The sequence below is a fragment of the Acinetobacter halotolerans genome, from assembly GCF_004208515.1.
Classification (GTDB): domain Bacteria; phylum Pseudomonadota; class Gammaproteobacteria; order Pseudomonadales; family Moraxellaceae; genus Acinetobacter; species Acinetobacter halotolerans.
The window spans coordinates 68,634-92,412 of record NZ_SGIM01000012.1; the positions used below are offsets into that span (position 1 = coordinate 68,634).

The following is a 23,779-nucleotide window of genomic DNA, read 5'->3' on the forward strand; positions in this document are numbered from 1 at the left end:
ATTAGTGTGCGATTTCTTGATAATGATGTTCGTCATACGGTTCAGTTAAATAAGAGTTAACTACATCATTAAACGCAATCCAATGTGGTGTTTTTTGATGTTTATTCAACACTTCTTTATTTTCCCAAAGTTCAATTAATGCATACGAGTCGACCGCATTGGTGTCTTGCCAAAGTTTATATATTAGACAACCTTGCTCTTTATTTGACTCGACCACCATGTTGTTGAGAACGTTTAAGAACTCAGTACGCTTTTCAGAATTTACATTGAAGAATACATTTAAAGTAATCATATCAGCTCACCTATTCATCCATCTTGTTTCAGTAAAGCCAGTATATCTAAACGATATTTTAAAAAAATTGAAAAATAATGAAGTTAAAGTTTTCCAAAATGGAAAATAAAGTTATGCTAAAAGTATGCTCTCCAGCGGATTGAAATAATGAAAATTAAAGAACTCGAAGCATTTATAGCGGTGGTCGATGAAGGAGGAATTGTTAAAGCAGCTGAAAAAATGTTTTGTGTTCCATCAAATATTTCAAAATTAATCAATGAATTAGAATCTAGGAATGAGCAAACGCTCTTTAATCGCGATCACAGAGAATTGACACTTACACCTTATGGTCGTTTTTTTTATGAACAATCTAAAAAGTTTATCAATGACGTAGAACGCTTTAAAGAAATTACCCTGCAGTCACAAGAGATCAAATTGCTCATTGGTGGGATTGACATCGCATTGGATTACTTTCTTCCCAAGTATATTTACCGATATCAAATGGCCAATAAAAATGTAAATTTTCAAATATTACGTGGTTACTCGCGCGGTTTAGAATCGATGATTTCTAACCACGAATATGATCTCATTTTTTCAGATGGCCCAATTAAATCACCTCGACTCGACAGTAAATTGGTATTTGAGGAACAATTACTTCTGGTCAGGAATATAGAGATTGGTGATAACCCGACTATCTACTCCTATGGAAAAACATGCACATACCGCGAGTACACTGAACAATGGGCAAGAGAGTATCTTAAAGATTTTCGAATTATTGAAATTGAATCTTATCCATTAATGCTCACACTCATTCATAGTGGCATGGGTATGGCTTTTATTCCCAACTCGATTATTCAGCAAAATATACAATTTAAACCCTTTGTTGACTCAAACTATTCAATTAAATGCGATATTTATATGATTTGGCATAAACTCAATAAATCCAGTGCACTGAGAAAATTTATCGAATACTTTAGCTTAGAATAAAGAGTACCAGCTTGACCGATCTAACATCATATTTACTAGGGGTAGATACTAGATCAGCAGGCAATCTATTGGGAATTCATCCTAATTCTGCTGCTCTGTTTTTCACAAAAAAAAGCTAGCAATATCAATGAAAATTACGTCCAAGATGATTCATCATTAATGAAGTTATAATGCTTAGACATTGCAGACATTGGCAACTACGGATTTGTCCGTGACGTCATTTTGACAACGGATATGGTCCTATCAATGGAATCAAATTTTTTTTGGACCAAGTAAAAAGAATTTTAAGAACATAAAATGGAATTCCTAAAGATTCTTTTTACCTGTTAATCAATGGTATAACGTTGAGTTTATAAACTACGTTGGTTGATTGACACGCTTGGAAAGTTCTTCAGCAGATTCTTTCCGTTCAGAGTAACGATCGGTCAAGTAGCGACTTTGTCCACGTGTTAATAAAGTGAACTTATAAAGTTCTTCCATCACATCCACGATACGATCATAGTAAGATGATGCTTTCATACGACCATCCTCTTCAAACTCCAAAAATGCTTTGGGAATTGAAGACTGATTTGGGATGGTAATCATCCGCATCCACCGACCTAAGATACGCATTTGATTGACACTATTGAATGACTGCGATCCGCCACTCACTTGCATCAACGCTAAAGTTTTGCCTTGTGTTGCTCGTATCGCACCGCCAGCCAGTGGAATCCAGTCAATTTGTGATTTAAAGATCGAACTCATAGAACCGTGACGTTCAGGCGAGCACCACACCATTCCCTCAGACCATGCCAGTAACTCGTGCAACTCTTTGACTTTTGGATGCTCCATATCTGCATCTTCGGGTAAAGGCAGTCCTTTAGGATGAAAGATTTTCACCTCAGCCCCTAAATACTCCAAAATACGTCCTGCTTCCATCACCGCCAATCGACTATAAGAGCGTTCCCGATTTGAGCCATATAGCAATAAGATGCGCGGGGGATGATCGAACGCTACGGCCTGAACCTGTTGAAATTCAGGCTTTGGCAGTAATTCAAGATCAATATTCACTACATTTGAATCAGATTTATTCATTTGGAAAACACTTCTTCTTTAACCAGAGTGATACGCTCACTAGCGCAATCAATACAGGCACTTCAACCAATGGACCGATGACCGTAGTAAATGCAACAGGCGATGCTAAACCAAAGGTGGCAATCGCCACAGCCAGAGCTAGCTCAAAATTATTCCCAGCCGCTGTAAATGAAATCGCTGTCGTGCGAGGATAATTGTTCCCCATCCACTTACTCATAAAGAAGCTGATAAAGAACATCAGCACAAAATAGATCGTCAATGGAATCGCAATACGAATCACGTCCAAAGGCAAGCTCACCACATCACTGCCTTTTAAACTAAACATCGCCACGATCGTAAACAATAATGCCAGCAAACTTAATGGACTAATTTTGGGTAAGAATTTATTCTGATACCAATCCAAACCCCTAGATTTGACCAAAATCAAACGTGTCATAAAGCCAAGGAAAAATGGAATACCTAAATAAACCAATACGGCATGGGTAATCGTCCAGAAATCGACATCGATCACCTGTCCTGCCACACCAAAATACGGTGGTAAAACAGTTAAAAACAACCACGCATAAGTACTAAAGAATAAAATCTGGAAGATACTATTAAACGCGACTAATGCGGCGACATACTGATTATCACCACAAGCTAACCCATTCCAGACCAAGACCATAGCAATACACCGCGCCAATCCGATCAGAATTAGACCTGTCATGTACTCTGGATAGCTATGCAAAAAGATAATCGCCAATGCAAACATCAATATCGGTGCAATTAACCAGTTTTGTACCAACGACAAAATAAGCGTTTTCTTGTCTTTAAACACTTCTGGTAAAGTCGCATAGTCGACTTTTGCCAACGGCGGATACATCATCAAAATCAAACCGATCGCAATCGGAATATTGACTGAGTCAAAACTCATTCGATCTAAAGCGACTGACGCTTGCGGAAAAAATACGCCGATCGCAACACCCAATCCCATCGCCATAAAAATCCAAAGCGTGAGATTTCGATCTAAAAAGGACAATCCTGATTTAGCCATGTTCTACCCAACTAATCGATATGTGAGATTTGATTGATTGCTGCAATCATTTCTGGACGCGTCATATTCGCGGCATCAAGTGCAAACAAAGCATCAAGACGACGATTGATATGATCGACAGTGACTTTGAAAGCTTTGAGCTTTTCATCTTTAGGCAGTTCTAAATGTGAAGGATCAGCCAAACCCCAATGTGCTTTGATCGCCCCACCCAGATACAGCGGACATGCTTCTTGCGCAGCAGAATCACATACCGTAATCACAACATCAGCTTGGTATTGTTCGCAATCATCAATGGTTTTACTCCACAATCCCTCAGTAGAAAGATTTAAAGCTTGTAAGGTTTCGATCGTTAGTGGATGAACTTGGCCAGATGGTTTACTGCCAGCACTATATGCTTTCCATCCCTCTGGGGCACGATCGTTAAAAAGCACTTCTGATAAAATACTGCGACAACTATTTCCAGTGCACAAAAAAAGAAATTTCATGATGTTTTACTCGCAATAGCTCTGTGTTGGTAGAGCTGCTAATGGTGGGATATTACTGGGTTGCTGTGTGGTCAATACATTTAAAATGTCATGGCACCAATTCGGTAATTGCGGATTTATGCTGTAATAAACCCATTGGCTTTGACGTCGGTCTTGTAGTAATCCAGACGAACGTAATAAAGCGAGATGTCTTGAAATCTTGGGTTGGCTAAGTTGTAACATTTCCGTCAGATCACAAACACACAACTCTTTATTCTCTACAACTAAAGTGACGATATTGAGACGGGTTTCGTCTGATAAGCATTTAAAAAAATTAACTTGATCCATATTCACACCTTATTTGTTTATTTGAATATGCAGATAATCACATATCTGTACTAAATTTTTTAATTTATCCGTTGTCCATTTTCATCGATCACTTGTTCACCATCTTCTTTAGTGAAAGCACCTTTCTGCGGTAATGGCAAAATATCCAAGACGATTTCGGAAGGACGACTAAGACGAGTACCCAAATCAGTTACAACGAAGGGGCGATTGATCAAAATTGGATGCTCAAGCATAAAGTTGATGAGCTGTTCATCCGTCCACTCTTCACGCTCCAATCCCAAGTCACGATATGGGTCAACATTTTTACGAATCGCCTCTCTGACCGTTAAGCCAGCATCATGAATCAATTGAATCAACTCATCACGGGTGGGTGGTGTCACAAGATACTCAATCACAGTCGGCTCAATCCCTGTATTGCGGATTAAAGCTAAGGTATTTCTTGAAGTTCCGCAGGCTGGGTTGTGAAAAATCTTCACATCGAATGAAGTTGTCATTTAAATGAACTCTAGTTTGTATATTCTTATATCTTTATATACGAATTAGCATATATACTCAATATGTACTGCGCTTATTTTCTATCGATATTCTTCATAATTGTTCAATAGATCATGCAATAAAGTAAACCTTGAGCGCTGCAATTTAACCATCCTGCCATGACATTAAATACAAAACTTAAATCAGAAGTATTGTAAGCGGCACGTGCATTCCAGCCTTTATTCACGAAAAATTCACCATCAAATTGGTACAAATTATGAGAGTCTTATATTGATCTCTATTCGATATTGAAAACTATAAGATGAATAAGACCTAATCAAAAAAAAATTAAACCTAAGATCATAATGATCAAGGAGATAGACCATGGACTCTCGTCTGCTTATTGCGATTATGCTAAGTAGTTTTAGTGTAACAACATTTGCGTCAAGTCATCGCGAAGCGCCGTCAATCACTAAAATGCCAAAGGTGGATGCTACAGACTTTTATATGTTTAAAAGTTATGAGCCGAACCGAAGTAACTTTGTAACTTTACTCGCTAACTATCAGCCTCTACAAGATGCTTATGGTGGCCCTAATTATTTTTCACTTGATTCCAAAGCACTATATGAAATTCATATTGATAATAATGGAGATGCACAGGAAGATATCACTTTTCAATTTAACTTTAATCAAGAACTCAAAGACCTTAAAGTACCAGTAGGTGGTAAGAACATTTCTGTTCCTTTATCAAATATTGGCCAAATAACAAATGATACGAGTTCAGCGCAAAATACGGCTGAAACCTATACTGTCACCATGATCAAAGGAGATCGTCGTAAGGGACAACGTCAAGTGCTTGGCACTTTCAAAAAACCCTTTGATAATGTCGGGAATAAATCCATCCCCAACTATCAAGCATATGCAGATAGTTTTGTTCAAAATATTAACCTAGGTAGTTGTGGTACAGGCAAAGTTTTTGTTGGTCAACGTCAAGAATCCTTTGCAGTCAATTTAGGTGAAGTTTTTGACTTGGTAAATATCAAAATTCCAGCCACTCAACTTGCACCTTCTGGTGTAAATGCTGAAGATCAAGGTTTAAATACCATCGGTGATAAAAATGTCACCACAATCGCGCTGGAAGTCCCTCAGTCATGTTTAGTTTCTTCAAATGACACGGTAATTGGTGGTTGGACTACAGCAAGTTTGCCTCAAGCCACACTTTTAAATCCTAACCCTGAAAGCAACTTGACCAGTGCAAGCAAAGTCGGTGGTGCTTGGACACAAGTGTCACGTTTGGGTATGCCCCTCGTCAATGAAGTTGTTATTGGCTTAAAAGATAAGGATAAATTCAACGCAAGCAAACCTGAAAACGATGGACAATTTGCTGACTATGTAACTAACCCTGCCCTCCCAACACTAATCGAGGTACTGTTTAAAGATGCTACTGGTGGAGCAGTTGTGGCACCAACCAACTATCCACGTACCGATCTAGTCAACACCTTTTTGCTTGGCATTCCAGGTTTGAATCAGCCAAAAAATGTTAAAGCGTCTGAAATGCTTCGCTTAAATACAGCGATTGCTCCAACCACTAAAGATAAGCAAAACCGTCTTGGTGTAATTGGTGGCGATACAGCAGGTTTCCCAAATGGTCGCCGTCCTGGCGATGATGTGGTCGATATTGAGCTTCGTGTGGCAATGGGTTTATTGTGTACGATTGATGGCGTAAATACCGCTGTAGGCTGTAAAGCTGCAGATGCAAAAGCGGGTGGTATTAGCTTTACAGATGGTGCTTTACAGTCACCTGAACAATTTGGTACTGCATTCCCTTATCTCAATACTCCAGTGTCGGGTTCACCATTTAATACAGCTAGCAAATAACGAGGAGTGAACACTATGAAAAAGTTTATTTTCTTGTTCATGATTGGTATTGGATTAAGTGGATGTGGTGGAGATGATAATAAATCAAAGCCCAATAATAACAATCAATCTCAAAGTGATCCTGTACTGAAAGAGACTTTGTTATTAACCAGCCAACCTCAAAATAATTTTGAACAGGCAGAACCCAAAAGTCTGAATGTAATTTCAGAAAAAGCTATAGATAACCGCTCAGAACCTCTCAGCGTTAAATTTTAAAAAAATAAGGCTCTTAGCTTAATTCTTTTTGCTAAGAGCCTTTTTTAGGAGTCTTTTAAATGTATATTCATCAAGTCACAATTATAATAATGACATCACTATATTTTAGCCCAGCTTATGCACACCCAAAACATCAACATACCCATAACAATACAAAAGTAACAAGCACAAACTACTCAAAGCAACTCAAAAATCATCAGGATGACGAACTTAGAAAACAAATCGTGAATCTCTTACTTGAAAAATCTTACGCACAAGGTGATGGCGAGTTACTGGTGCAAGCTGAAGATTTGATCCGAGCAAGTCACAACCCTTTAGATATCGAAAACAGACTACTCCAGACAAGAATTGCTCAAGCAAATCATGATTTTGATGAAGCAGAAGAAACACTACAGCACATATTAAAAAGCAATCCGAAGAATTCTAATGCAATTTTGCAGTTAGCAAACATCTATAGATTACAAGGTAAATTTAGTGATTCTTTAGCGCTATGTCATCAATTGAATGATAAAGATGTTGAATGGTATCAAGCAGGTTGTGTGCTTCAAGTAGATGCCATGACCTCGAGTTTTTCTGATTTAAAAGCTAAAACAGATGAAATTTTACAATCAACGATTAGACTAAGTAAAAATGATAAACAATGGATGGGAAATATCCTGCTCGAAATTGCCACTCGATTTAATGATCAAAACTTAGCTCAAAAGTCCATTCCATTATTATCTGTAAATAATTTACCCAATACACTCGCCAAATCGAATTGGTACATATCTCAAAAACAATATTTATCTGCATTAAACATCTTAAAAGAATATCGTTATCATGATGGTGCTCTCTATCGAATTATTCTAAGTAAACAGAAAATCAGTGATCCTTCAGCGCAAAAGGATCTTAATGAACTTACTCAAAGAGTTGAAAAACTATTAAAAGATAAAGATCATATTCATCTAAGAGAACAAGCTCAATATCTCTGGATCGCGAAAAAATATAATGAAGGTTTAAAAATAGCGGAACAAAACTGGGATATGCAAAGAGAGAGCGAAGACTTTGAAGTCTATGCAGCACTCGCGATTGACGGTAACAGCAAAAACAGTGCAGAAAAATTATTAAATTGGAGTAAAAAAACAGGTTATAGACATCCTATATATATTCAAAAATTAAAAGCTGTATTAAATCAGCTTTAATTTTAAATGATGTGAAATTAAAACTAAGTTATATTTTCACAGTGATTTCACAACCCAAAAACTAACATAAGTTATAAAAATTATATTTGTGAAGCAAATGAATACTAAAATTATTTCAGCACTTTTGATTAGCAGCGGTAATATAGGCATTCACCAAATAACGAATGCTGGTGGTGAATTCATTCACCACTTACCCACTATAAAAATCAGTGCTAACGCTACGTCAAATAATGCGTTCGGTGCTGCTTTTACGTCATCACAAGGAACTATTTCGAAAGAGCAAATTGAAACACGCCCTTTATCGCGACCTGCTGAAGTTTTAGAAACGATACCTGGTGTAATCGTGACCCAACATAGTGGGACAGGAAAAGCCAATCAATTTTTCTTAAGGGGATTTAACTTAGATCATGGCACTGATTTCGCGACATCATTTGATGAACAGCCAATTAATATGGTAAGTCATGCACATGGTCAAGGTTATACTGATTTAAACTTCTTAATTCCTGAAATTATTGATTCAATTCAATATCATAAAGGAGCAACTTCAATTGAAGATGGGGATTTTGCTTCAGCAGGAACAGCAAAAATTTCAACTATTCATGCATTGGAACGCCCCTATGTACAAGTGACACTTGGAAAAAATGATTTAATGAGATTTTTGGGAGTAGGTAATTTTATTTTAGAAAGTGGTGAAGTCATTGGAGCTATTGAGAATTTAAACAATGATGGACCGTGGAAAAACCCTGAGAACTTATCCAAACAAAATTTATTTTTAAAATACTACACTGGTAATCACAATAAAAATCAATCCTTAGGCTTTCAACATTATCAAGCAAAATGGGATGCAACAGATCAAATTCCTCAGCGACTAATTAACAATGGTGAACTCGATCGCTTCGATAGCCTCAATACAAGTGATGGCGGAAAATCATCTCGCACAGCGATTTGGTTCAATTCTAAACATAATGAAGGCAGCCAATACACCGAGCTTTCATCATATGCTATCTATAATAAGCTTAACTTATTCTCTGATTTCAGTTATTTCTTAAATGATCCTATTCGTGGTGATCAATTTGAGCAAGCTGAAGAAAGAACCACAATTGGGGCAAAATACCAAAAAAGCTGGTTAACCAATTGGTATCAAAAAGAACAATTGAACTCGTTGGGTTCATCTATTAGATATGACAATATTAATGATTTAGGTCTTTATCAAACCCAAAATCGCCAACGATTTAATACAATTAGAGAAGATGATATTCACCAACTTTCTATAGCTATTTGGGCACAAAACCAAACAAGCTGGCAACCTTGGTTAAGAACCATCTTAGGATTACGTACAGACTATTATTCCTTCGATGTAAACTCCGATCAAAAAGAAAATAGTGGACAAAAAAATGATCATATTTTCAGTCCAAAATTCAGTCTCATTTTAGGGCCATGGAAAAACATTGAATATTATTTAAATTATGCTTATGGTTTTCACAGCAATGATGCTAGAGGAACCACCACCAAATTAAATGTTGATCCTCGAGATAGTCAATATTTACAACCGCTTGATTCTGTATCACCATTAGTAAAAACCATTAATTCTGAAATTGGTCTTAGAGCCAATATAATCCCTGAGCTAACCAGTACCCTTGCCTTGTGGCGTCTTGATTCAGATTCAGAACTTATTTTTATCGGTGATGCAGGTACAACTGAAGCCAGTCGCCCAAGTAAAAGACAAGGCATCGAAATATCACAATTCTACCAACCGACTGATGCTTGGATCATTGATATTGATGCTGCTTGGTCAAAAGCTAGATTTAAAAATGATAGTCCTGAAGGAAACCACATTCCTGGAGCAATTGAAAAGACCTTGGCTGCGGGTTTTACTTACAAATTGAGCGATAAGTTGAACTTCGGTGGACGTTTACGCTACTTTGGTACAAGACCCCTTATTGAAGATAATACGGTACGTTCTGAATCTTCGACACTCGTTAATTTACAAAGCAGTTATCAATTTAATAAAAACCTGCAAGGACAGCTTGAAATATTTAATGTTTTTGACCGTAAAATAAATGATATTGAATATTACTATGCATCTTGTGCTAGCCAAGACCTAAACTCAGCTGCATGTTCTCCTTCCTCAAACGAACGTGAAGGTATTTTTGATAAACATGTACATCCTAGCGAAGGTAGAAATCTACGCCTGACGCTGCGTTATCTATTCTAATTTAAAGGATTAGTGTGAAGGAGTTAAAGTATGTGGCCTCATCAACCCAAATTTAAAGCTTCCCATTGTGCTTTATTCTTTAGCATTATCCTTCATATATTGATATTTATCATATTATTAAATTCAGAATTCGAAAATAAAGTAAATCAAATTCCAGAGATGAAGGTAAGCTTGGTTTCCCTAACCATGCCAACCTCTAAACAACCAGAAAACGAACCTTCAAAAATGCCTGAACCTAAGATTAAAGATATCCAAAATGATAGTAATCAAATTACCAATAGTTCGGATCCAGCGAATGAAATTTCAAATAATAATATCCATGATCCTATAGATGTGAAAAAAAATACTGAAAACTTATACACTAAAGATTTATACGACCCTTTACTTGATGCACAAAACAGGGCCAAGAAAGCAGTCATTGATGCTAAAAAAAAATCAGATTTGTATAATAACTCCTTAGAGAAATTTGATGGTGATTTAAGTAAAATACTTGAAAATAAAAATTTCCGTGAAACACAGGATAACGATATTTCAAACAATTTATATAAAATTGAAATTATTAATAATTCAACAGAGACCCTAGAACACTCGCATATTATAGAACAAGCACTATTACATACCAAAATCCCAGAAGAAATACAAAAGATTAACCATCTAAAAGAAACGGTTACTCTTTTATTTAAAAGCGATATTCTCTCAAAAAAATCAGATTCTAGAACTTCAATAACATTTATTGTAGTTCCAAAAAATTTAACGATTCTAATTAAGCTCGACCCTAGCAATATTTATTCAGAAGAAAAAATAGAACAATTCATCAAACAAGAAAATTTAGATCTAATTTTTATTAACTCCAATTTAAATGATGCCCCTTATTCATTTTCAGTGGAAATCTAAGAAGAATAATTGTCATACTTCATCAAAGATTACTCTACATGTGCCTTTACAGAACAATAATTACAATCTAAATTCGATCACACGATATCAGCTTAAGTCTAGCTTCTAGCCGCATAAACCATTACTCCCCTTAAACAACAAACTATTTTTCCCCACGATGGTGTAAAATTCAAGATAAGTGTTAATGGCAAAACATACATTCACAGGTGTTACCATGCGTTTTCACAGATTCAAAGACTAGATTGCAAGGTATGATTTTTAATGACGCCGAACCAAACCATTGAAACAACTTCAAACCCACGAATCAGTGTAGCTCCGATGATGGATTGGACAACCAAAGATTACAGATTCTTTGCCCGTTTATTTAATCCAAATGTGGTGCTGTATACCGAGATGGTCACTACAGGTGCAATCATTTATGGTGGAGCGAATCGTCATTTAGATTTTAACAAACAAGAACATCCGATCGTGTTGCAGCTCGGTGGTTCAAATCCACAAGAATTAGCCACCTGTACCAAAATGGCTGAAGACTGGGGCTATGATGAAGTCAACTTAAACGTCGGCTGCCCAAGTGATCGCGTTCAGAATAATAAGATCGGTGCATGCTTAATGGCTGAGCCAAATCTGGTTGCAGAATGTATTCATAGCATGCAAAAAGCGGTATCAATTCCTGTGACGGTCAAACATCGTATCGGCATTGATGACATGCACTCTTATGAAGAAATGCTGCATTTTGTTGATACCGTTGCAGCAACAGGTTGCACCCATTTTATCGTACATGCGCGGATCGCAATCTTGCAGGGCTTATCGCCGAAAGAGAACCGCGAAGTGCCACCTTTACGCTATGAAGATGTCTATCGCTTAAAACAAGAGCGTCCACATCTCACCATTGAAATTAATGGTGGCATCAAGACCCTTGAGGAAACCCAACAACACCTACAACATGTCGATGGGGTGATGATTGGTCGTGAAGCTTATCACAACCCCTATTTGCTGGCGGAAATGGGACAGTTGTGGGACTTAGAAGCGCCTAATCGTTTCGAGATTATGCAGCAAATGATGCCGTATATTCATCAACGCGTTGCTGAGGGTGCCCCTCTCTCCATTATCACACGACATATTCTCGGCTTATTTCAAAACTTGCCAGGTGCGCGTAAATGGAGACAAGCTCTGAGTGGCGGCAACGCAAAGACTATTACGGATATTGAAAATGCGATTCAGAACATCCAAGTGGCAATGCAGCGTACCGAAGACTATATTCGAGAACAACAGCTCTAGTTTTGGTATCGATTGATACAACGAACTCTTTTATTTATACCTGTAAGGGATGATGCTCAAAGCTCATCCTCTTAATAGTTCAGTTTCTCATAAATTTTATTTATAACAGTGCCTTGTGGACATTTAACGGCCTTCATCTAAAATAAAATACTCTCACATAAACGATTTAAAATATCTGTACTGTTCATGAACGCACATTTAAGTGAATCACTTGTTAAATTTTCTAATGAATGACAAAAGTCTTAAAATTTTAAACATTTAAAAATATTTACATATAAAACAACAACTTGATAATAAAAAATCAATTCTTTCTCTTTTTACTCACCCAAAAACGCTCATTTAATACACGATTTTGAAATATAATATTACAAATCATTTTATCTAAAGTTAACACTCTCCAAACTGATGATAATTAATAAAAAAATTGTTCTACGATTTAGGTAAGTTTAACCCAAGCGCCCTCAAATGATACATTATTACATTACAAAGGGGCTTTTATGCTTTTTTTCGCTTACCATGTCTTTCGCCAAGAGTCTGGCATAAGTCTGGTTATTTAGAAATGCGATAGAGATTATAAATGATTTATGATGCGCCCTCAGTTGATCACAGTATGGTTCACACCCCACCTCATCAAATGATTGTGACGACCAAAGATGTACCAAAACAGCCTTCACTCGATGTCATGGCATTTGCACAAAAGTTAACGCGTAGAGCTTCTTATCGTAGTTCAGCACAATGTGCCAAATTCGTCAGGATCGCTTTACAATCTGCGGGTGCAAAAATCGTCAATCATCCTGTTGCAGCATCTGATTGGGGCAAAACCTTACAAGAAATCGGTTATAAGAAAATCACCCCTGCTTTTGATCAACCGCAAAAAGGTGATATTTATATCATTCATCGCACCAAGAAGCATCGTTACGGACATATTGCTGGCTTTTCGGGGACACAATGGATTTCAGACTTTAAGCAACGCAGTCATGATATTTATAAAGATAAAAATGTGACGTATAGTTACTACCGTTTAAGTTCAAATTATATCTAATCAAACTCAGGGCTGTAATCATCAGCCCTTCTTTGCATCTAACTTTTTCAAAACCTCTGCCACTGCAACCATAGCAAAGCTTGATGTCACGACAACGGCTGACCCATAGCCACCACAGCGTAAGCCTGCACTTGGATTAAATGCGGCATCTCCCGACGTCGAACAAACTTCTGTATTTGAAAATGGATTATCGATTGAATACACACAAGTAATCCCAAACTTTTCTTTTGGTTTTTTACAGATGCCTTTAGAACGAAGTTGTGCTCGCAGCTTTGCCAACATCGGATCTTGTTCAGTTTTAGATAAATCAGCCACCCGAATCTTAAGCGGATCAAGTTTGCCCCCAGCCCCACCCGATACAATCAATGGAATCTTGTTAAAGCGACAGTGCAGCATCAACGCCAGTTTGGCTTTGACATCATCAATACAGTCTAAAATGATATCGGGAACAGGATTTAAAATCTCTTTGACATTTTCAGGCGTTAAGTAGTCATCTATTACATTGACTTTCATACGTGGATTGATCTGACGACAACGCTCCGCCATCACTTCGATTTTTTCTTGCCCCAAGGTTGATGTCATCGCTGGAAGTTGACGGTTAATATTCGATGCGGCAACCACATCCATATCGACAATTGTTAACTCACCAATTCCTGTACGTGCCAGCGCTTCTACAGCCCAGCTCCCTACACCACCAACGCCGATCACCATCACATGACTGTTTTCATAATGGCTAAATGAACTTTCTCCATAAATCTTTGCCACACCAGCAAAACGGCGGTCATATTCATCATTTACAAGCACATCGGTCATAACAGTGGCGATCTATATCTTTCAATCAAAGTGCTATTTTAACTCGTTTAATATAGTTTAGGTTAGGAAGATGAGACTTTGATTGCGAATCGATGACGTCCACTTAAAATAATTAATATTACAAAAACAAGAACACTCATCGATAAAGCCAACAGGTTAGCATTCATCCAACCAACCTTCGTCAAAATCGGTGCAGGTAAGAAAGCACCGAGCGTCGCGAATAAGGCTATTATAGTTTCATTAATACCTTGCACACGATGCTTTTGCTGTTCGTTTAATCCAGCCAATAGCGTAGACGCACCTGAATAAGCAAAGTTCCAGCCTACGCCCAGAATAATCAGAGCAACATTGACATAAACTCCCTCTTGCCCAAGCATTGGAATTAAAGAGGACAACATTAGTAAAACAAAACCGATATAAATCGTGCGATGTGTTCCCCAGCGTTGGATCAACTTAGATACAAAGAATGAAGGAAGGAACATGGCCAAGACATGTAATTGAATAGAGATAGAAGCATAATGAAATGAATGATGTTCCTTTAAATGCAAGGAAGACATAATCATCATGACATTCATAACATAGTATGCAAATGCCCCACTGATCACTGCCACAACAATAAAATTGACAGGTAATTTAGCTCGCTCTAATGACTCAATCACAACTTGCTGTGCTTGCTGTGATTTAAATTTCTGATTCCAAACATACAAAATTGGCGACAACAACAATGCCAACACACTGAAAATTAAATAAATCGCAGTAAAATCAGGTAAGCCTTGCACTTGTTGAAATTGAATCGCCAAAACAGGTGCAATAATAGCGGCGACTACGCCGCCAGAAATAACCATCGCTGTGGCTTTCGGGATTAAATCAGAAGCAAGACGATCAGAGGCAGCAAAACGGTAAAAGTTTGCAGTAGAAATAAATAAGCCCAGTGAAAAATGACTAAGGCACAATAAATAAAACTGTTCACTTTGTAATGCAAGATAGCCAAACACACCTGCTAAAAAAAGACAAATGCATCCAAACTGGTACACCAGATGTCGACCCAGTTTTTTCATTAAGAATGAAAAGATAAATGTTGTCAGCAACATTGCCAAGAATTGCAAACCATACGGTACAGTCGCCAAAGCCTGAGTTGGCGCAAGTTTTAAGCCAACAATCGCTGAAACCGTTACCGATAATACCGCTGCAATTAAATTAAATGCTTGCGCAGCCAATAAATAATAAACATATCTCGGCAACTGATTCAAAGCCATCATCCTCACAGATTAATGGCTATCACCTTAACGCCGAAAAGGTAAAATTCAAACAAAAAAAAAGATGAAAGACTAGCTTCCATCTTTTTACAACAACTGTTTTGGTGCTATGCAGCGATTAAATTCCGCAGTACATAATGCAAAATCCCACCTGCTTTAAAGTATTCCACCTCATTTAAGGTATCGATTCGGCATAACACCTTAAATTGCGCTTGGCTGCCATCTTCTCGAATCACATTCACATCTAAAGCCTGATGCGGTTGAATCTCATCAGATAAGCCATGAATTGAAAGAACCTCTCGACCTGTTAGGTTTAAAGACTGACGTGTTTGCTCATTAATAAATTGAAGTGGTAATACGCCCATGCCAACAAGGTTTGAACGATGAATTCGCTCAAAGCTTTCTGCAATCACTGCTTTAATGCCAAGTAAATTTGTACCTTTCGCAGCCCAGTCTCTCGATGACCCTGTGCCATATTCTTTACCTGCAATAATAATCAGCGGTGTTTGCTCCTGTTGATAACGCATAGAAGCATCATAAATCGACAATTTATCACCACTTGGTATATGAATGGTATTGCCTCCCTCTTCGCCACCTAACATTTCATTCTTAATTCGAATATTGGCAAATGTTCCTCGCATCATCACTTCATGATTACCACGACGCGAACCATAGGAGTTAAAGTCATTCGGGTCTACGCCTTGTTCCTGTAAATAACGACCTGCTGGACTATCTTTCTTGATATTCCCCGCTGGAGAAATATGGTCAGTCGTTACTGAATCACCCAGCACCGCCATGATACGGGCCTGATCAATATTGGTGATTGCTTTGGGCGGTTGCTCAATTCCCTCAAAGAAAGGCGGATGACGAATATAAGTTGAATTGTCCTGCCATGCATAAGTTTGGCTTTGCGAGATTTGAATCGCTTGCCAAGTTTCATCACCATCAAATACGGCGGCGTATTCTTTATGGAACATGGCAGTAGTCACTTGTTTCAATGCTTGGTCAATTTCAGCCTGACTTGGCCAAATGTCTTTTAGATATACATCTTGTCCATTTTTTCCAGTACCAATCGGCTGTGTCGTTAAATCGGTACGGATATTACCAAGCAAACCATACGCAACCACCAATGGTGGTGAAGCCAGCCAGTTGGTTTTTACCAATGGATGCACACGCCCTTCAAAGTTTCGATTGCCTGAAAGCACCGAAGCTACATTTAAATCATGGCATTGAATGGCTTCTTCAACAGGATCTGGTAAAGGTCCAGAATTACCAATACAGGTCGTACAACCATAACCTACAAGGTTATAACCGAGTTGATCGAGGTATGGTGTCAATCCTGCTGCAGCCAAATAATCTGTCACCACTTTTGAACCAGGTGCGAGTGAACTTTTTACCCAAGGTTTGCGTTGTAAGCCTTTCTCGATCGCTTTTTTCGCCAATAAACCCGCAGCCAACATAACACTTGGGTTCGAAGTATTGGTACATGAAGTGATCGCGGATATCACCACATTGCCATGATTTAAAGGATATATTTGTCCATCAATGGTACAAGAGGGACTCTCATGTGGAAGATTGGCCTGATGAGCTGCAACCGCTGTACCGCCCCCTCCTTCATTTTCCAATTGTTCTTTCATCTCTTGGGCTGGTTTTAATGTCAGCTCCATGAGCGCATTAAAGGTTTTCGGTACATCTGCCAGTAGCACACGATCTTGAGGACGCTTAGGACCAGCCATGCTGGCTTGAACCGTACTCATATCAAGACTCAATGTATCGGTAAATACAGGCTCATCCCCAGCATTTCGCCATAAACCTTGTTCTTTACTATATGCCTCCACCAAATCAATCCGATCCTGTTGGCGGCCTGTCAATACAAGATATGCCAGTGTCACATCATCAATTGGGAAGAAACCACAAGTTGCACCATATTCAGGTGCCATATTGGCAATCGTGGCACGATCAGCAAGTGGCAAGTCGGACAAACCGTCCCCATAGAATTCAACAAATTTACCAACTACACCTTTTTGACGTAGCATTTGAGTAATGGTTAAAACCAAGTCTGTTGCGGTAATGCCTTCATTGAGTTTACCAGTCAGTTTGAAACCGATCACTTCAGGAATCAACATCGAAACAGGTTGTCCGAGCATCGCCGCTTCTGCTTCGATCCCGCCGACACCCCAACCCAACACTCCAAGTCCATTAATCATGGTGGTATGTGAATCTGTTCCGACCAAGGTATCTGGAAAAGCAAAATGTTGACCATCCTCTTCACCCAGCCAAACGGCCTGAGCCAGATATTCTAAATTGACTTGGTGACAAATACCCGTACCTGGTGGCACCACACTAAAGTTATTAAAAGCCGACTGCCCCCATCGTAAGAATTGATAGCGCTCGCCATTGCGCTCCATTTCAATTCTCACATTTACGGAAAATGCATTTTGATTGGCAAAATGATCAACCATGACTGAATGATCAATCACTAAATCAACAGGTGACAATGGATTAATTCGATTCGGATCACCGCCAGCTTTGGCCATGGCTGCGCGCATAGCGGCTAAATCTACAACCGCAGGTACACCCGTAAAATCTTGCATCAATACTCGCGCTGGTCGATATTGAATTTCTTGATCGGAGCTACGCGTTTTCTGCCAGTCGACTAAAGCTTGGATATGTTCAACTTTTACACTTTCTTGGTCTTCAAAGCGAAGTAGATTCTCTAATAAAACTTTTAACGATTTAGGTAGATGGTCAATATTGCCAAGTGTCTGCGCGGCTCGCTTCAAGCTAAAAAATTGATATTGTTTTGAGCCAACAGTAAGTGTTTGTAATGCGCTATAACTATTGATTTTGCTATATCTGGCCATAGGATTATCCTCCCAGTTTGGCGATTTCATTCGTTTATTATGAAGTTCTTTATTTAATGTAAGCCAGTTTGAGAAATGCTGTGTTCCCTTTTAGTTATCTTATTTAAAATTACATGATTATTATTCTATTTCGGACAGGTATTACTTGAGATGTAGTGCCTCAAATGAGTTGTGCCAGAGTTGTGCGGCAAGCTGTGCTTGAGGCAACTGCAGTGTTTGAGCCAAGCCTTCTAACACATAAGGCAAATTCACAGGTGTATTGCGAGTTCTATGTTCGGTTGACGTCTGGCAACACAACGGCGTCATATCAGGACAGTCAGTTTCAATCACCAAATTTTCTGCACCAATCGCTTGTACCACTTGATGTAATTTTTTGGCATTTGGATTGGTGATTTGTCCGGTTATCCCAATTTTAAAGCCAAGTTTCACCAACGCCTTCGCTTCTTCAATACCGCCACTAAAGGCATGAGCAATTCCACCCCATTTGAATTTTTGCGCTTTTAAAATCGCAAGCGTTTCTGCATGGGCTTTGCGAATATGGAGTAACACAGGCTTGTTATATTGGGCTGCCAGCTCAAGCTGAGCATTAAAATAATATTGTTGTTTGGCAAATAATTCAGGCTGTTTGTGTTGCTTTAAAAAAGTATCTAAACCAATCTCACCCACAGCAACACAATGATGTTGCTGTAAAATCTGCTCCAACTGGGGTAAATGTTCTGACTGATGTTGCTCGATATAAAAAGGATGCAAGCCCGGTGCTAAATGAGATCGAGGTACGTTCTGCCACTGTTGTAATTGTTGATGTGTAGCCATTAACTCATCAAAGCGGGATGCAATAAACCCGATCAGAACCAAATCCTCGACCCCCGCTTGTTTGGCTCGTAAAGCCAGTTGTTGCCGATCATGATCAAAATCGGCAACATCAAAATGGGTGTGGGTATCAAACAGTTGCATTAGGTCTTGCTTTTGGTATCTGCAACAACGGTTGAGGCCGCTGGCACATCTACTTTTGGCAAATATTCAGGCTTTAAAACCCCTTTCAATTGATCAAATGGGATCACCAAGCGAGGTAAACCCACCACATAAGGACCGATCTCATATTCACCGTATTGAAGAATTAAACCGTTTTCTCCTAACAAGAAATTATCAGTCATTTCAAATGGCCAAGCTTGCTCATATTCTTCAGGATTATTGGCTAATTTAGAATCTACAATCCATGCCTTAAATGCATCATGCGCCAGCTTTTTCAAAGCTGCTTGCTGTTTTGCTAACAACAAATCATTGAGATTAATTTGCTTTTGATTGACCAAATCGAAATTATAATAACGTTGTGAAGTTGAGCCATGCGCTCCGCCCATATAACTACTACTATTGAGTACCACCGTCGCCAAAGAGCCTTCTGTTTGTAATATCTTTGGTTTAACCAACAAACTAATTTGATGACTGATACTCAGCGCTTTTAACTCTTCATCAATTTTAATAAAAGCATTCGCGTAGTGCTGTACTTGTGTATCTAAATTCGGCTTTTGCTCAGCGGCCTGTACCGTCGATATGGCCTTATCAGCATCGACTACATCTAACATTTTGCTGAGTTGATCGAGGATTTGCTCATCCAGAAATTGATCAATAAATGAAAAGTTACTCTGCAAACGTTCAACCACAAAGTCAGGGCAAGTATTACCCTTACACTCTGGTAAAGTCAGTGCTACTTTTACACTCTCTCCACGCAATGTAGGTTCGGTTTGCTGCTGTATCGTCGCTGGGTCTTGTGACTCCTGTGATTCTTTTGGCTCTGATTTCGGTTGGCATGCCGCAAGTAAAATTGCGCAAGCAAGAACGCTATATTTATAAAAATTTTTCATCTAAACCTATCACCATTATTCGTATACAAGCTTTTTAAAATGCTATCTGACTTCGCTCGAAACCACCATAAACACATGCGATTTCTATACATATCTTAGTCAAGTTAGAACATTTGCTGATAAATATCGGGCTGTAACATCTGTTTCGTTTGTTCTGCTGTGAAATAAATATCCAGTTGCGGCGCATCTTTACTGATCTCATTGGCGCGATAATGCAGTCCAATGCCCTCGCCATCAAAGAACCAATCCGCTTGCCCCCAGTATAAGGTCTTTGGCACTTGTTTTTTCACTTCTATAGATTGCTGCTCAACCCATTTCTGATAATGGACTTGAATCACATCATGCATGGCATTTTGCTGCTTTTTTTGAATGACATCTAAGACCGTTAAATGCTTTTGTAGCTTACGATCGGCAACAAAGAAATAATAACGATCTTTTACCTCAACATCTTCTTGTTTGGTATCGACACCCACTTGTAGCAAGACATACTGATTACGTTGTGATGCAATTCGAGTATTCAGGTGCAATGCATAAGCTTTGTTTTCTGAATATTTATCCTGCCATTCATCAGACTTTTTAACATATGCATTAATGGCTTGTTGTAGGGTCATACTTTGTTTGAGTTCTATTTGCTGTTGAATGACCATGGCTTGATTTCTCTCAATCCAAGTATTCAGCCATTCATCTTGAGTTTTAACGGTTTGAATATCAACATCAATACAATTTTTCTTTTCACAGAAAGGCAACGCATATTTCGCTTTGCTTTCTTGGATATTTAAATACGGAAGAATATCCGCTTTTTCAGTCTTTGCTGTTTTCTGCTCATTGATTTGTCCTGAGTCAGATTCATTGTTTTTAGGATAATCACATGCGGTTAAAGCCATCATTCCAATCATTACTGTGATGCTGAGAAGTGGTTTTAAAGCGTTCATATCATTATCCTTTATTTTAAGGTGATTCAATTAAAAACAGCCTCAAAATAGAAGCTGTTTTTATTTATTTTAATGTTCTCGCGTACTGCTAAACTGAATATCAGGCCAACGCTCTTGCATCAACTGCAAATTGACACGGCTTGGTGCAAGATAAGTAAGGTGACCACCACCATCTACTGACAGCTGATCATGCGCCTTTTTCTTAAATTCATTGAAGATTTTTTCATCATCACAATGAACCCAACGTACAGTGTGAACACTCACAGGCTCATAGATACAGTCTACTTTATATTCTTCTTTCAAACGGTAAGCAACCACATCAAACTGTAACACCCCCACGGCACCCACAATCAGATCGTTACTCATTTGCGGCATAAACACCTGCGTCGCGCCTTCTTCAGACAACTCTTTCAAGCCTTTTTGCAACTGCTTCGACTTTAATGGATCACGCAAACGGACACGGCGGAACATTTCAGGTGCAAAGTGAGGAATACCAGTGAAATGAAGGTTCTCACCACTGGTAAAAGTATCACCAATTTGAATAGTGCCATGGTTGTGTAAACCAATGATGTCACCCGGCCAAGCTTCTTCTAGTTGTTCACGCTCACCAGCAAGGAAAGTCAAAGCATCACTAATACGTACGTCTTTTCCGATACGTACATGATTCATTTTCAAACCTTTTTCATATTTACCAGAGCAAATACGCATAAAGGCAATACGGTCACGATGCTTCGGATCCATGTTGGCTTGTATTTTGAAGACAAAGCCCGTAAAGCCAGCTTCATTGGCATCCACCACACGTTCTTGTGCAGGATGTGCTTTCGGTTCAGGCGCCCAATTGATAAATGCATCGAGGACATGGTCAACTGCGAAGTTACCCAATGCTGTACCAAACAAAACTGGGGTTTGTTTACCTTGTAAGAACAACTCTCGGTCTAAAGGCTCATTTGCCATCTGCACCAATTCAAGAGATTCTTCAAAAGATGCCCACGCTAAATCACCGACTTTTTCACGAATATCAGGATAATCATATCCCTCACGCACTTCGATATCGGTAATAGTTGAACCAAAACCGGCCTTGTAGACATACAATTTATTTTCGAGCAGATTATATACACCTGCAAAATCACGCCCCATACCTAACGGCCATGTAATCGGTACACAGCGAATTTTCAGGACATTTTCAATTTCATCGAGCAACTCTAAAGGCTCACGAATTTCACGGTCCATTTTGTTTACGAAGGAGATGATCGGTGTGTCACGCATACGACACACTTCCATCAATTTAATGGTACGTTCTTCGACACCTTTTGCACCATCGATCACCATCAATGCAGAGTCAACCGCAGTCAAAGTACGATAAGTATCTTCAGAGAAATCTTCGTGTCCCGGTGTATCGAGAAGGTTAATGGTGTGCTTTTTATAAGGGAACTGCATCACAGAGGTGGTAATCGAAATACCACGCTCCTTTTCCATTTCCATCCAATCGGATGTTGCTGCGCGGTCAGATTTACGGCTCTTCACCATACCTGCAACTTGAATCGCTTTACCCCATAACAGCAACTTTTCTGTCATGGTGGTTTTACCCGCATCGGGGTGGGAAATAATCGCAAAGGTGCGACGTTGGGCAACTTGTGCCGCTAATTCATTTTTAAACATGAGAAAAATCTACACTAATTGTACCCATTTGTATCTGCAAACTGAGGCGAGAACAGATGGCGTACGAAAGAATTTAAAATTGGCGCAATTGTAGCAGATTTAGAGGACTTGTTTTCCGATTATTGCTATTTCAATATTAAGTATTTTTTTAAAAATTCATGTGAAATATCCAATGCTAATTCATTTGGTGAGAGCGTCTCCCTACCGATCAAACAATCTTAAACATATTAAACTCATACACATTAAATAAAAAAATTTATTTATCTTTCTAAACCTTGAAACACATTTGATTTAACATAAGTATTTTAAATATCAAATAAAATGCACAAAGATACTCCGTTGATACTAGTTAAATTTAAACATTTTTTATATAAAATAATATAAAATCATTGCTTAGCAGCTTTATGTAAAATTCTTTGTATAACAGTTCTAGTAACCGAAAACTGCTTAGCTAAAGAGTAAACACTTTCACCCTTCTTGAACTTTTCGATCACTTGTATCTTTTGATCATTCGTCAGAATCTCAGGTCGACCAACCTTTTTGACGACATTTCTTTTATTCTCGTTACTGCACCTAAATAATTTTTCAAATTCGTAACACAATTTTAAGAAATGAATAAAAAAAGTTTTAAGATCGCCTTCGATCTCATTTTTGGAATAATCCAAACAAATGAATCTAATTTTTTTTTGATAAATTTTATCTATTATCGATAGAATTTCTTCAAAACTACAGCCTAGACAATCTATACTTTTTATTACCAAAAGATCGCCCTCCTCTAAGGAGTAATTAATTAAGTTTAAAAATTTATCTCTAAAAACAATGGACTTATCGACTGAAACCTCTTCTAAAACCAATCTATTTCTTTGAATTTTATAGCCATATTCATTAAAAAATGAGAGAAACTTCCCTGATTCCATTTGTAGATTAGGATCTAATCTAACATAGGCATATGTTCGCATATTAAAGCACCCAAAAGATACAAAACATAACAAAAAAAAG

General features: G+C 38.3%; 23 protein-coding genes. 8 read left to right on the plus strand and 15 right to left on the minus strand.

The features are described 5' to 3' along the window. Position 1 precedes the first annotated feature (1 nt). Positions 2-292: a putative quinol monooxygenase gene (locus tag EXE30_RS13455; RefSeq protein WP_130162837.1), complete on the minus strand. Its 291-nt coding sequence runs from the start codon at positions 290-292 to the stop codon at positions 2-4. Positions 293-439: 147 nt separating this feature from the next. Between EXE30_RS13455 and EXE30_RS13460 the strand changes: the two genes are divergently transcribed. Beyond that, positions 440-1,258, plus strand: coding sequence for a LysR family transcriptional regulator (locus EXE30_RS13460; RefSeq protein ID WP_130162838.1), 819 nt, complete (start codon positions 440-442; stop codon positions 1,256-1,258). Between the two features lie 357 nt (positions 1,259-1,615). Here EXE30_RS13460 and arsH read toward each other — a convergent pair whose 3' ends face one another. From arsH to EXE30_RS16130, 6 genes are all read right to left on the minus strand, one after another. After that, complete coding sequence (gene arsH, locus EXE30_RS13465) at positions 1,616-2,332, minus strand: arsenical resistance protein ArsH (protein WP_130162839.1); 717 nt, start codon at positions 2,330-2,332, stop codon at positions 1,616-1,618. Next, on the minus strand, positions 2,325-3,365 hold the full coding sequence (arsB, locus tag EXE30_RS13470; protein WP_130162840.1) for an ACR3 family arsenite efflux transporter: 1,041 nt from the start codon (positions 3,363-3,365) through the stop codon (positions 2,325-2,327). The genes arsH and arsB overlap by 8 nt, the downstream gene beginning before the upstream one ends. 11 nt (positions 3,366-3,376) lie before the next feature. Continuing rightward, positions 3,377-3,850: an arsenate reductase ArsC gene (locus EXE30_RS13475; RefSeq protein WP_130162841.1), complete on the minus strand. Its 474-nt coding sequence runs from the start codon at positions 3,848-3,850 to the stop codon at positions 3,377-3,379. A 6-nt stretch (positions 3,851-3,856) separates the two neighbouring features. Beyond that, positions 3,857-4,177 (minus strand): metalloregulator ArsR/SmtB family transcription factor, encoded by a 321-nt coding sequence (locus EXE30_RS13480; RefSeq protein WP_121930515.1) that lies wholly within the window; start codon positions 4,175-4,177, stop codon positions 3,857-3,859. Positions 4,178-4,236: 59 nt separating this feature from the next. Further along, positions 4,237-4,671, minus strand: coding sequence for an arsenate reductase (glutaredoxin) (arsC, locus tag EXE30_RS13485; RefSeq protein ID WP_130162842.1), 435 nt, complete (start codon positions 4,669-4,671; stop codon positions 4,237-4,239). A gap of 104 nt (positions 4,672-4,775) precedes the next feature. Next, entirely contained in the window at positions 4,776-4,898 is a 123-nt protein-coding gene (locus EXE30_RS16130; RefSeq protein ID WP_265937117.1) for a hypothetical protein, read from the minus strand. A 137-nt stretch (positions 4,899-5,035) separates the two neighbouring features. Between EXE30_RS16130 and EXE30_RS13490 the strand changes: the two genes are divergently transcribed. The 7 genes from EXE30_RS13490 (at position 5,036) to EXE30_RS13520 (ending at position 13,394) form a co-directional block, all read left to right on the plus strand. Next, positions 5,036-6,529, plus strand: coding sequence for a DUF4331 domain-containing protein (locus EXE30_RS13490; protein WP_130162843.1), 1,494 nt, complete (start codon positions 5,036-5,038; stop codon positions 6,527-6,529). Positions 6,530-6,544: 15 nt separating this feature from the next. Next, positions 6,545-6,784 carry a hypothetical protein gene (locus EXE30_RS13495; RefSeq protein WP_130162844.1) on the plus strand — a complete coding sequence of 80 codons (240 nt, stop codon included), beginning with the start codon at positions 6,545-6,547 and terminating at the stop codon, positions 6,782-6,784. A 59-nt stretch (positions 6,785-6,843) separates the two neighbouring features. Next, positions 6,844-7,965: a tetratricopeptide repeat protein gene (locus EXE30_RS13500; RefSeq protein ID WP_130162845.1), complete on the plus strand. Its 1,122-nt coding sequence runs from the start codon at positions 6,844-6,846 to the stop codon at positions 7,963-7,965. Between the two features lie 97 nt (positions 7,966-8,062). Then, positions 8,063-10,180, plus strand: a complete 2,118-nt coding sequence (locus EXE30_RS13505) for a TonB-dependent receptor (RefSeq protein WP_130162846.1) — start codon at positions 8,063-8,065, stop codon at positions 10,178-10,180. Positions 10,181-10,210: 30 nt separating this feature from the next. Beyond that, on the plus strand, positions 10,211-11,074 hold the full coding sequence (locus EXE30_RS13510; protein WP_130162847.1) for a hypothetical protein: 864 nt from the start codon (positions 10,211-10,213) through the stop codon (positions 11,072-11,074). A gap of 261 nt (positions 11,075-11,335) precedes the next feature. Continuing rightward, a complete protein-coding gene (gene dusA, locus EXE30_RS13515; RefSeq protein ID WP_130162848.1) occupies positions 11,336-12,352 on the plus strand; it encodes a tRNA dihydrouridine(20/20a) synthase DusA in 1,017 nt (338 codons plus the stop codon). A 634-nt stretch (positions 12,353-12,986) separates the two neighbouring features. Next, positions 12,987-13,394, plus strand: a complete 408-nt coding sequence (locus EXE30_RS13520) for a CHAP domain-containing protein (protein WP_407641643.1) — start codon at positions 12,987-12,989, stop codon at positions 13,392-13,394. 21 nt (positions 13,395-13,415) lie between these two features. On the opposite strand, the gene EXE30_RS13525 is transcribed toward EXE30_RS13520, so the two are convergent. The 8 genes from EXE30_RS13525 to EXE30_RS13560 all read right to left on the minus strand — a co-directional run bounded on the left by EXE30_RS13525 (position 13,416) and on the right by EXE30_RS13560 (position 23,739). Further along, complete coding sequence (locus tag EXE30_RS13525; RefSeq protein ID WP_130162850.1) at positions 13,416-14,207, minus strand: tRNA threonylcarbamoyladenosine dehydratase; 792 nt, start codon at positions 14,205-14,207, stop codon at positions 13,416-13,418. Positions 14,208-14,269: 62 nt separating this feature from the next. Then, complete coding sequence (locus tag EXE30_RS13530; protein ID WP_130162851.1) at positions 14,270-15,463, minus strand: MFS transporter; 1,194 nt, start codon at positions 15,461-15,463, stop codon at positions 14,270-14,272. Between the two features lie 107 nt (positions 15,464-15,570). Beyond that, positions 15,571-18,327: an aconitate hydratase AcnA gene (acnA, locus tag EXE30_RS13535; RefSeq protein WP_130162852.1), complete on the minus strand. Its 2,757-nt coding sequence runs from the start codon at positions 18,325-18,327 to the stop codon at positions 15,571-15,573. Positions 18,328-18,468: 141 nt separating this feature from the next. Next, positions 18,469-19,281 (minus strand): TatD family hydrolase, encoded by an 813-nt coding sequence (locus EXE30_RS13540; RefSeq protein ID WP_130162853.1) that lies wholly within the window; start codon positions 19,279-19,281, stop codon positions 18,469-18,471. Next, positions 19,281-20,189 carry an RsiV family protein gene (locus tag EXE30_RS13545; RefSeq protein WP_130162854.1) on the minus strand — a complete coding sequence of 303 codons (909 nt, stop codon included), beginning with the start codon at positions 20,187-20,189 and terminating at the stop codon, positions 19,281-19,283. The genes EXE30_RS13540 and EXE30_RS13545 overlap by 1 nt, the downstream gene beginning before the upstream one ends. A gap of 104 nt (positions 20,190-20,293) precedes the next feature. Continuing rightward, positions 20,294-21,121, minus strand: coding sequence for a hypothetical protein (locus EXE30_RS13550; RefSeq protein ID WP_130162855.1), 828 nt, complete (start codon positions 21,119-21,121; stop codon positions 20,294-20,296). Positions 21,122-21,190: 69 nt separating this feature from the next. After that, positions 21,191-22,780, minus strand: a complete 1,590-nt coding sequence (locus tag EXE30_RS13555; RefSeq protein ID WP_130162856.1) for a peptide chain release factor 3 — start codon at positions 22,778-22,780, stop codon at positions 21,191-21,193. Positions 22,781-23,166: 386 nt separating this feature from the next. Then, entirely contained in the window at positions 23,167-23,739 is a 573-nt protein-coding gene (locus tag EXE30_RS13560; RefSeq protein WP_130162857.1) for a recombinase family protein, read from the minus strand. Between the last annotated feature and the right edge of the window lie 40 nt (positions 23,740-23,779).

What these genes read in the sequence shown, in the direction of transcription:
- EXE30_RS13490 (WP_130162843.1), top strand. Translation starts at nt 5,036, where the DNA reads ATGGACTCTCGTCTGCTTATTGCGATTATGCTAAGTAGTTTTAGTGTA.
- EXE30_RS13550 (WP_130162855.1), bottom strand. Translation starts at nt 21,121, where the DNA reads ATGAACGCTTTAAAACCACTTCTCAGCATCACAGTAATGATTGGAATG.
- acnA (WP_130162852.1), bottom strand. Translation starts at nt 18,327, where the DNA reads ATGGCCAGATATAGCAAAATCAATAGTTATAGCGCATTACAAACACTT.
- EXE30_RS13505 (WP_130162846.1), top strand. Translation starts at nt 8,063, where the DNA reads ATGAATACTAAAATTATTTCAGCACTTTTGATTAGCAGCGGTAATATA.
- arsH (WP_130162839.1), bottom strand. Translation starts at nt 2,332, where the DNA reads ATGAATAAATCTGATTCAAATGTAGTGAATATTGATCTTGAATTACTG.
- EXE30_RS13480 (WP_121930515.1), bottom strand. Translation starts at nt 4,177, where the DNA reads ATGGATCAAGTTAATTTTTTTAAATGCTTATCAGACGAAACCCGTCTC.
- EXE30_RS13545 (WP_130162854.1), bottom strand. Translation starts at nt 20,189, where the DNA reads ATGAAAAATTTTTATAAATATAGCGTTCTTGCTTGCGCAATTTTACTT.
- EXE30_RS13560 (WP_130162857.1), bottom strand. Translation starts at nt 23,739, where the DNA reads ATGCGAACATATGCCTATGTTAGATTAGATCCTAATCTACAAATGGAA.
- dusA (WP_130162848.1), top strand. Translation starts at nt 11,336, where the DNA reads ATGACGCCGAACCAAACCATTGAAACAACTTCAAACCCACGAATCAGT.
- arsB (WP_130162840.1), bottom strand. Translation starts at nt 3,365, where the DNA reads ATGGCTAAATCAGGATTGTCCTTTTTAGATCGAAATCTCACGCTTTGG.
- EXE30_RS13525 (WP_130162850.1), bottom strand. Translation starts at nt 14,207, where the DNA reads ATGACCGATGTGCTTGTAAATGATGAATATGACCGCCGTTTTGCTGGT.
- EXE30_RS13500 (WP_130162845.1), top strand. Translation starts at nt 6,844, where the DNA reads ATGTATATTCATCAAGTCACAATTATAATAATGACATCACTATATTTT.
- EXE30_RS13510 (WP_130162847.1), top strand. Translation starts at nt 10,211, where the DNA reads ATGTGGCCTCATCAACCCAAATTTAAAGCTTCCCATTGTGCTTTATTC.
- arsC (WP_130162842.1), bottom strand. Translation starts at nt 4,671, where the DNA reads ATGACAACTTCATTCGATGTGAAGATTTTTCACAACCCAGCCTGCGGA.
- EXE30_RS13555 (WP_130162856.1), bottom strand. Translation starts at nt 22,780, where the DNA reads ATGTTTAAAAATGAATTAGCGGCACAAGTTGCCCAACGTCGCACCTTT.
- EXE30_RS13530 (WP_130162851.1), bottom strand. Translation starts at nt 15,463, where the DNA reads ATGGCTTTGAATCAGTTGCCGAGATATGTTTATTATTTATTGGCTGCG.
- EXE30_RS13475 (WP_130162841.1), bottom strand. Translation starts at nt 3,850, where the DNA reads ATGAAATTTCTTTTTTTGTGCACTGGAAATAGTTGTCGCAGTATTTTA.
- EXE30_RS13460 (WP_130162838.1), top strand. Translation starts at nt 440, where the DNA reads ATGAAAATTAAAGAACTCGAAGCATTTATAGCGGTGGTCGATGAAGGA.
- EXE30_RS13520 (WP_407641643.1), top strand. Translation starts at nt 12,987, where the DNA reads ATGATTGTGACGACCAAAGATGTACCAAAACAGCCTTCACTCGATGTC.
- EXE30_RS13495 (WP_130162844.1), top strand. Translation starts at nt 6,545, where the DNA reads ATGAAAAAGTTTATTTTCTTGTTCATGATTGGTATTGGATTAAGTGGA.
- EXE30_RS13455 (WP_130162837.1), bottom strand. Translation starts at nt 292, where the DNA reads ATGATTACTTTAAATGTATTCTTCAATGTAAATTCTGAAAAGCGTACT.
- EXE30_RS13540 (WP_130162853.1), bottom strand. Translation starts at nt 19,281, where the DNA reads ATGCAACTGTTTGATACCCACACCCATTTTGATGTTGCCGATTTTGAT.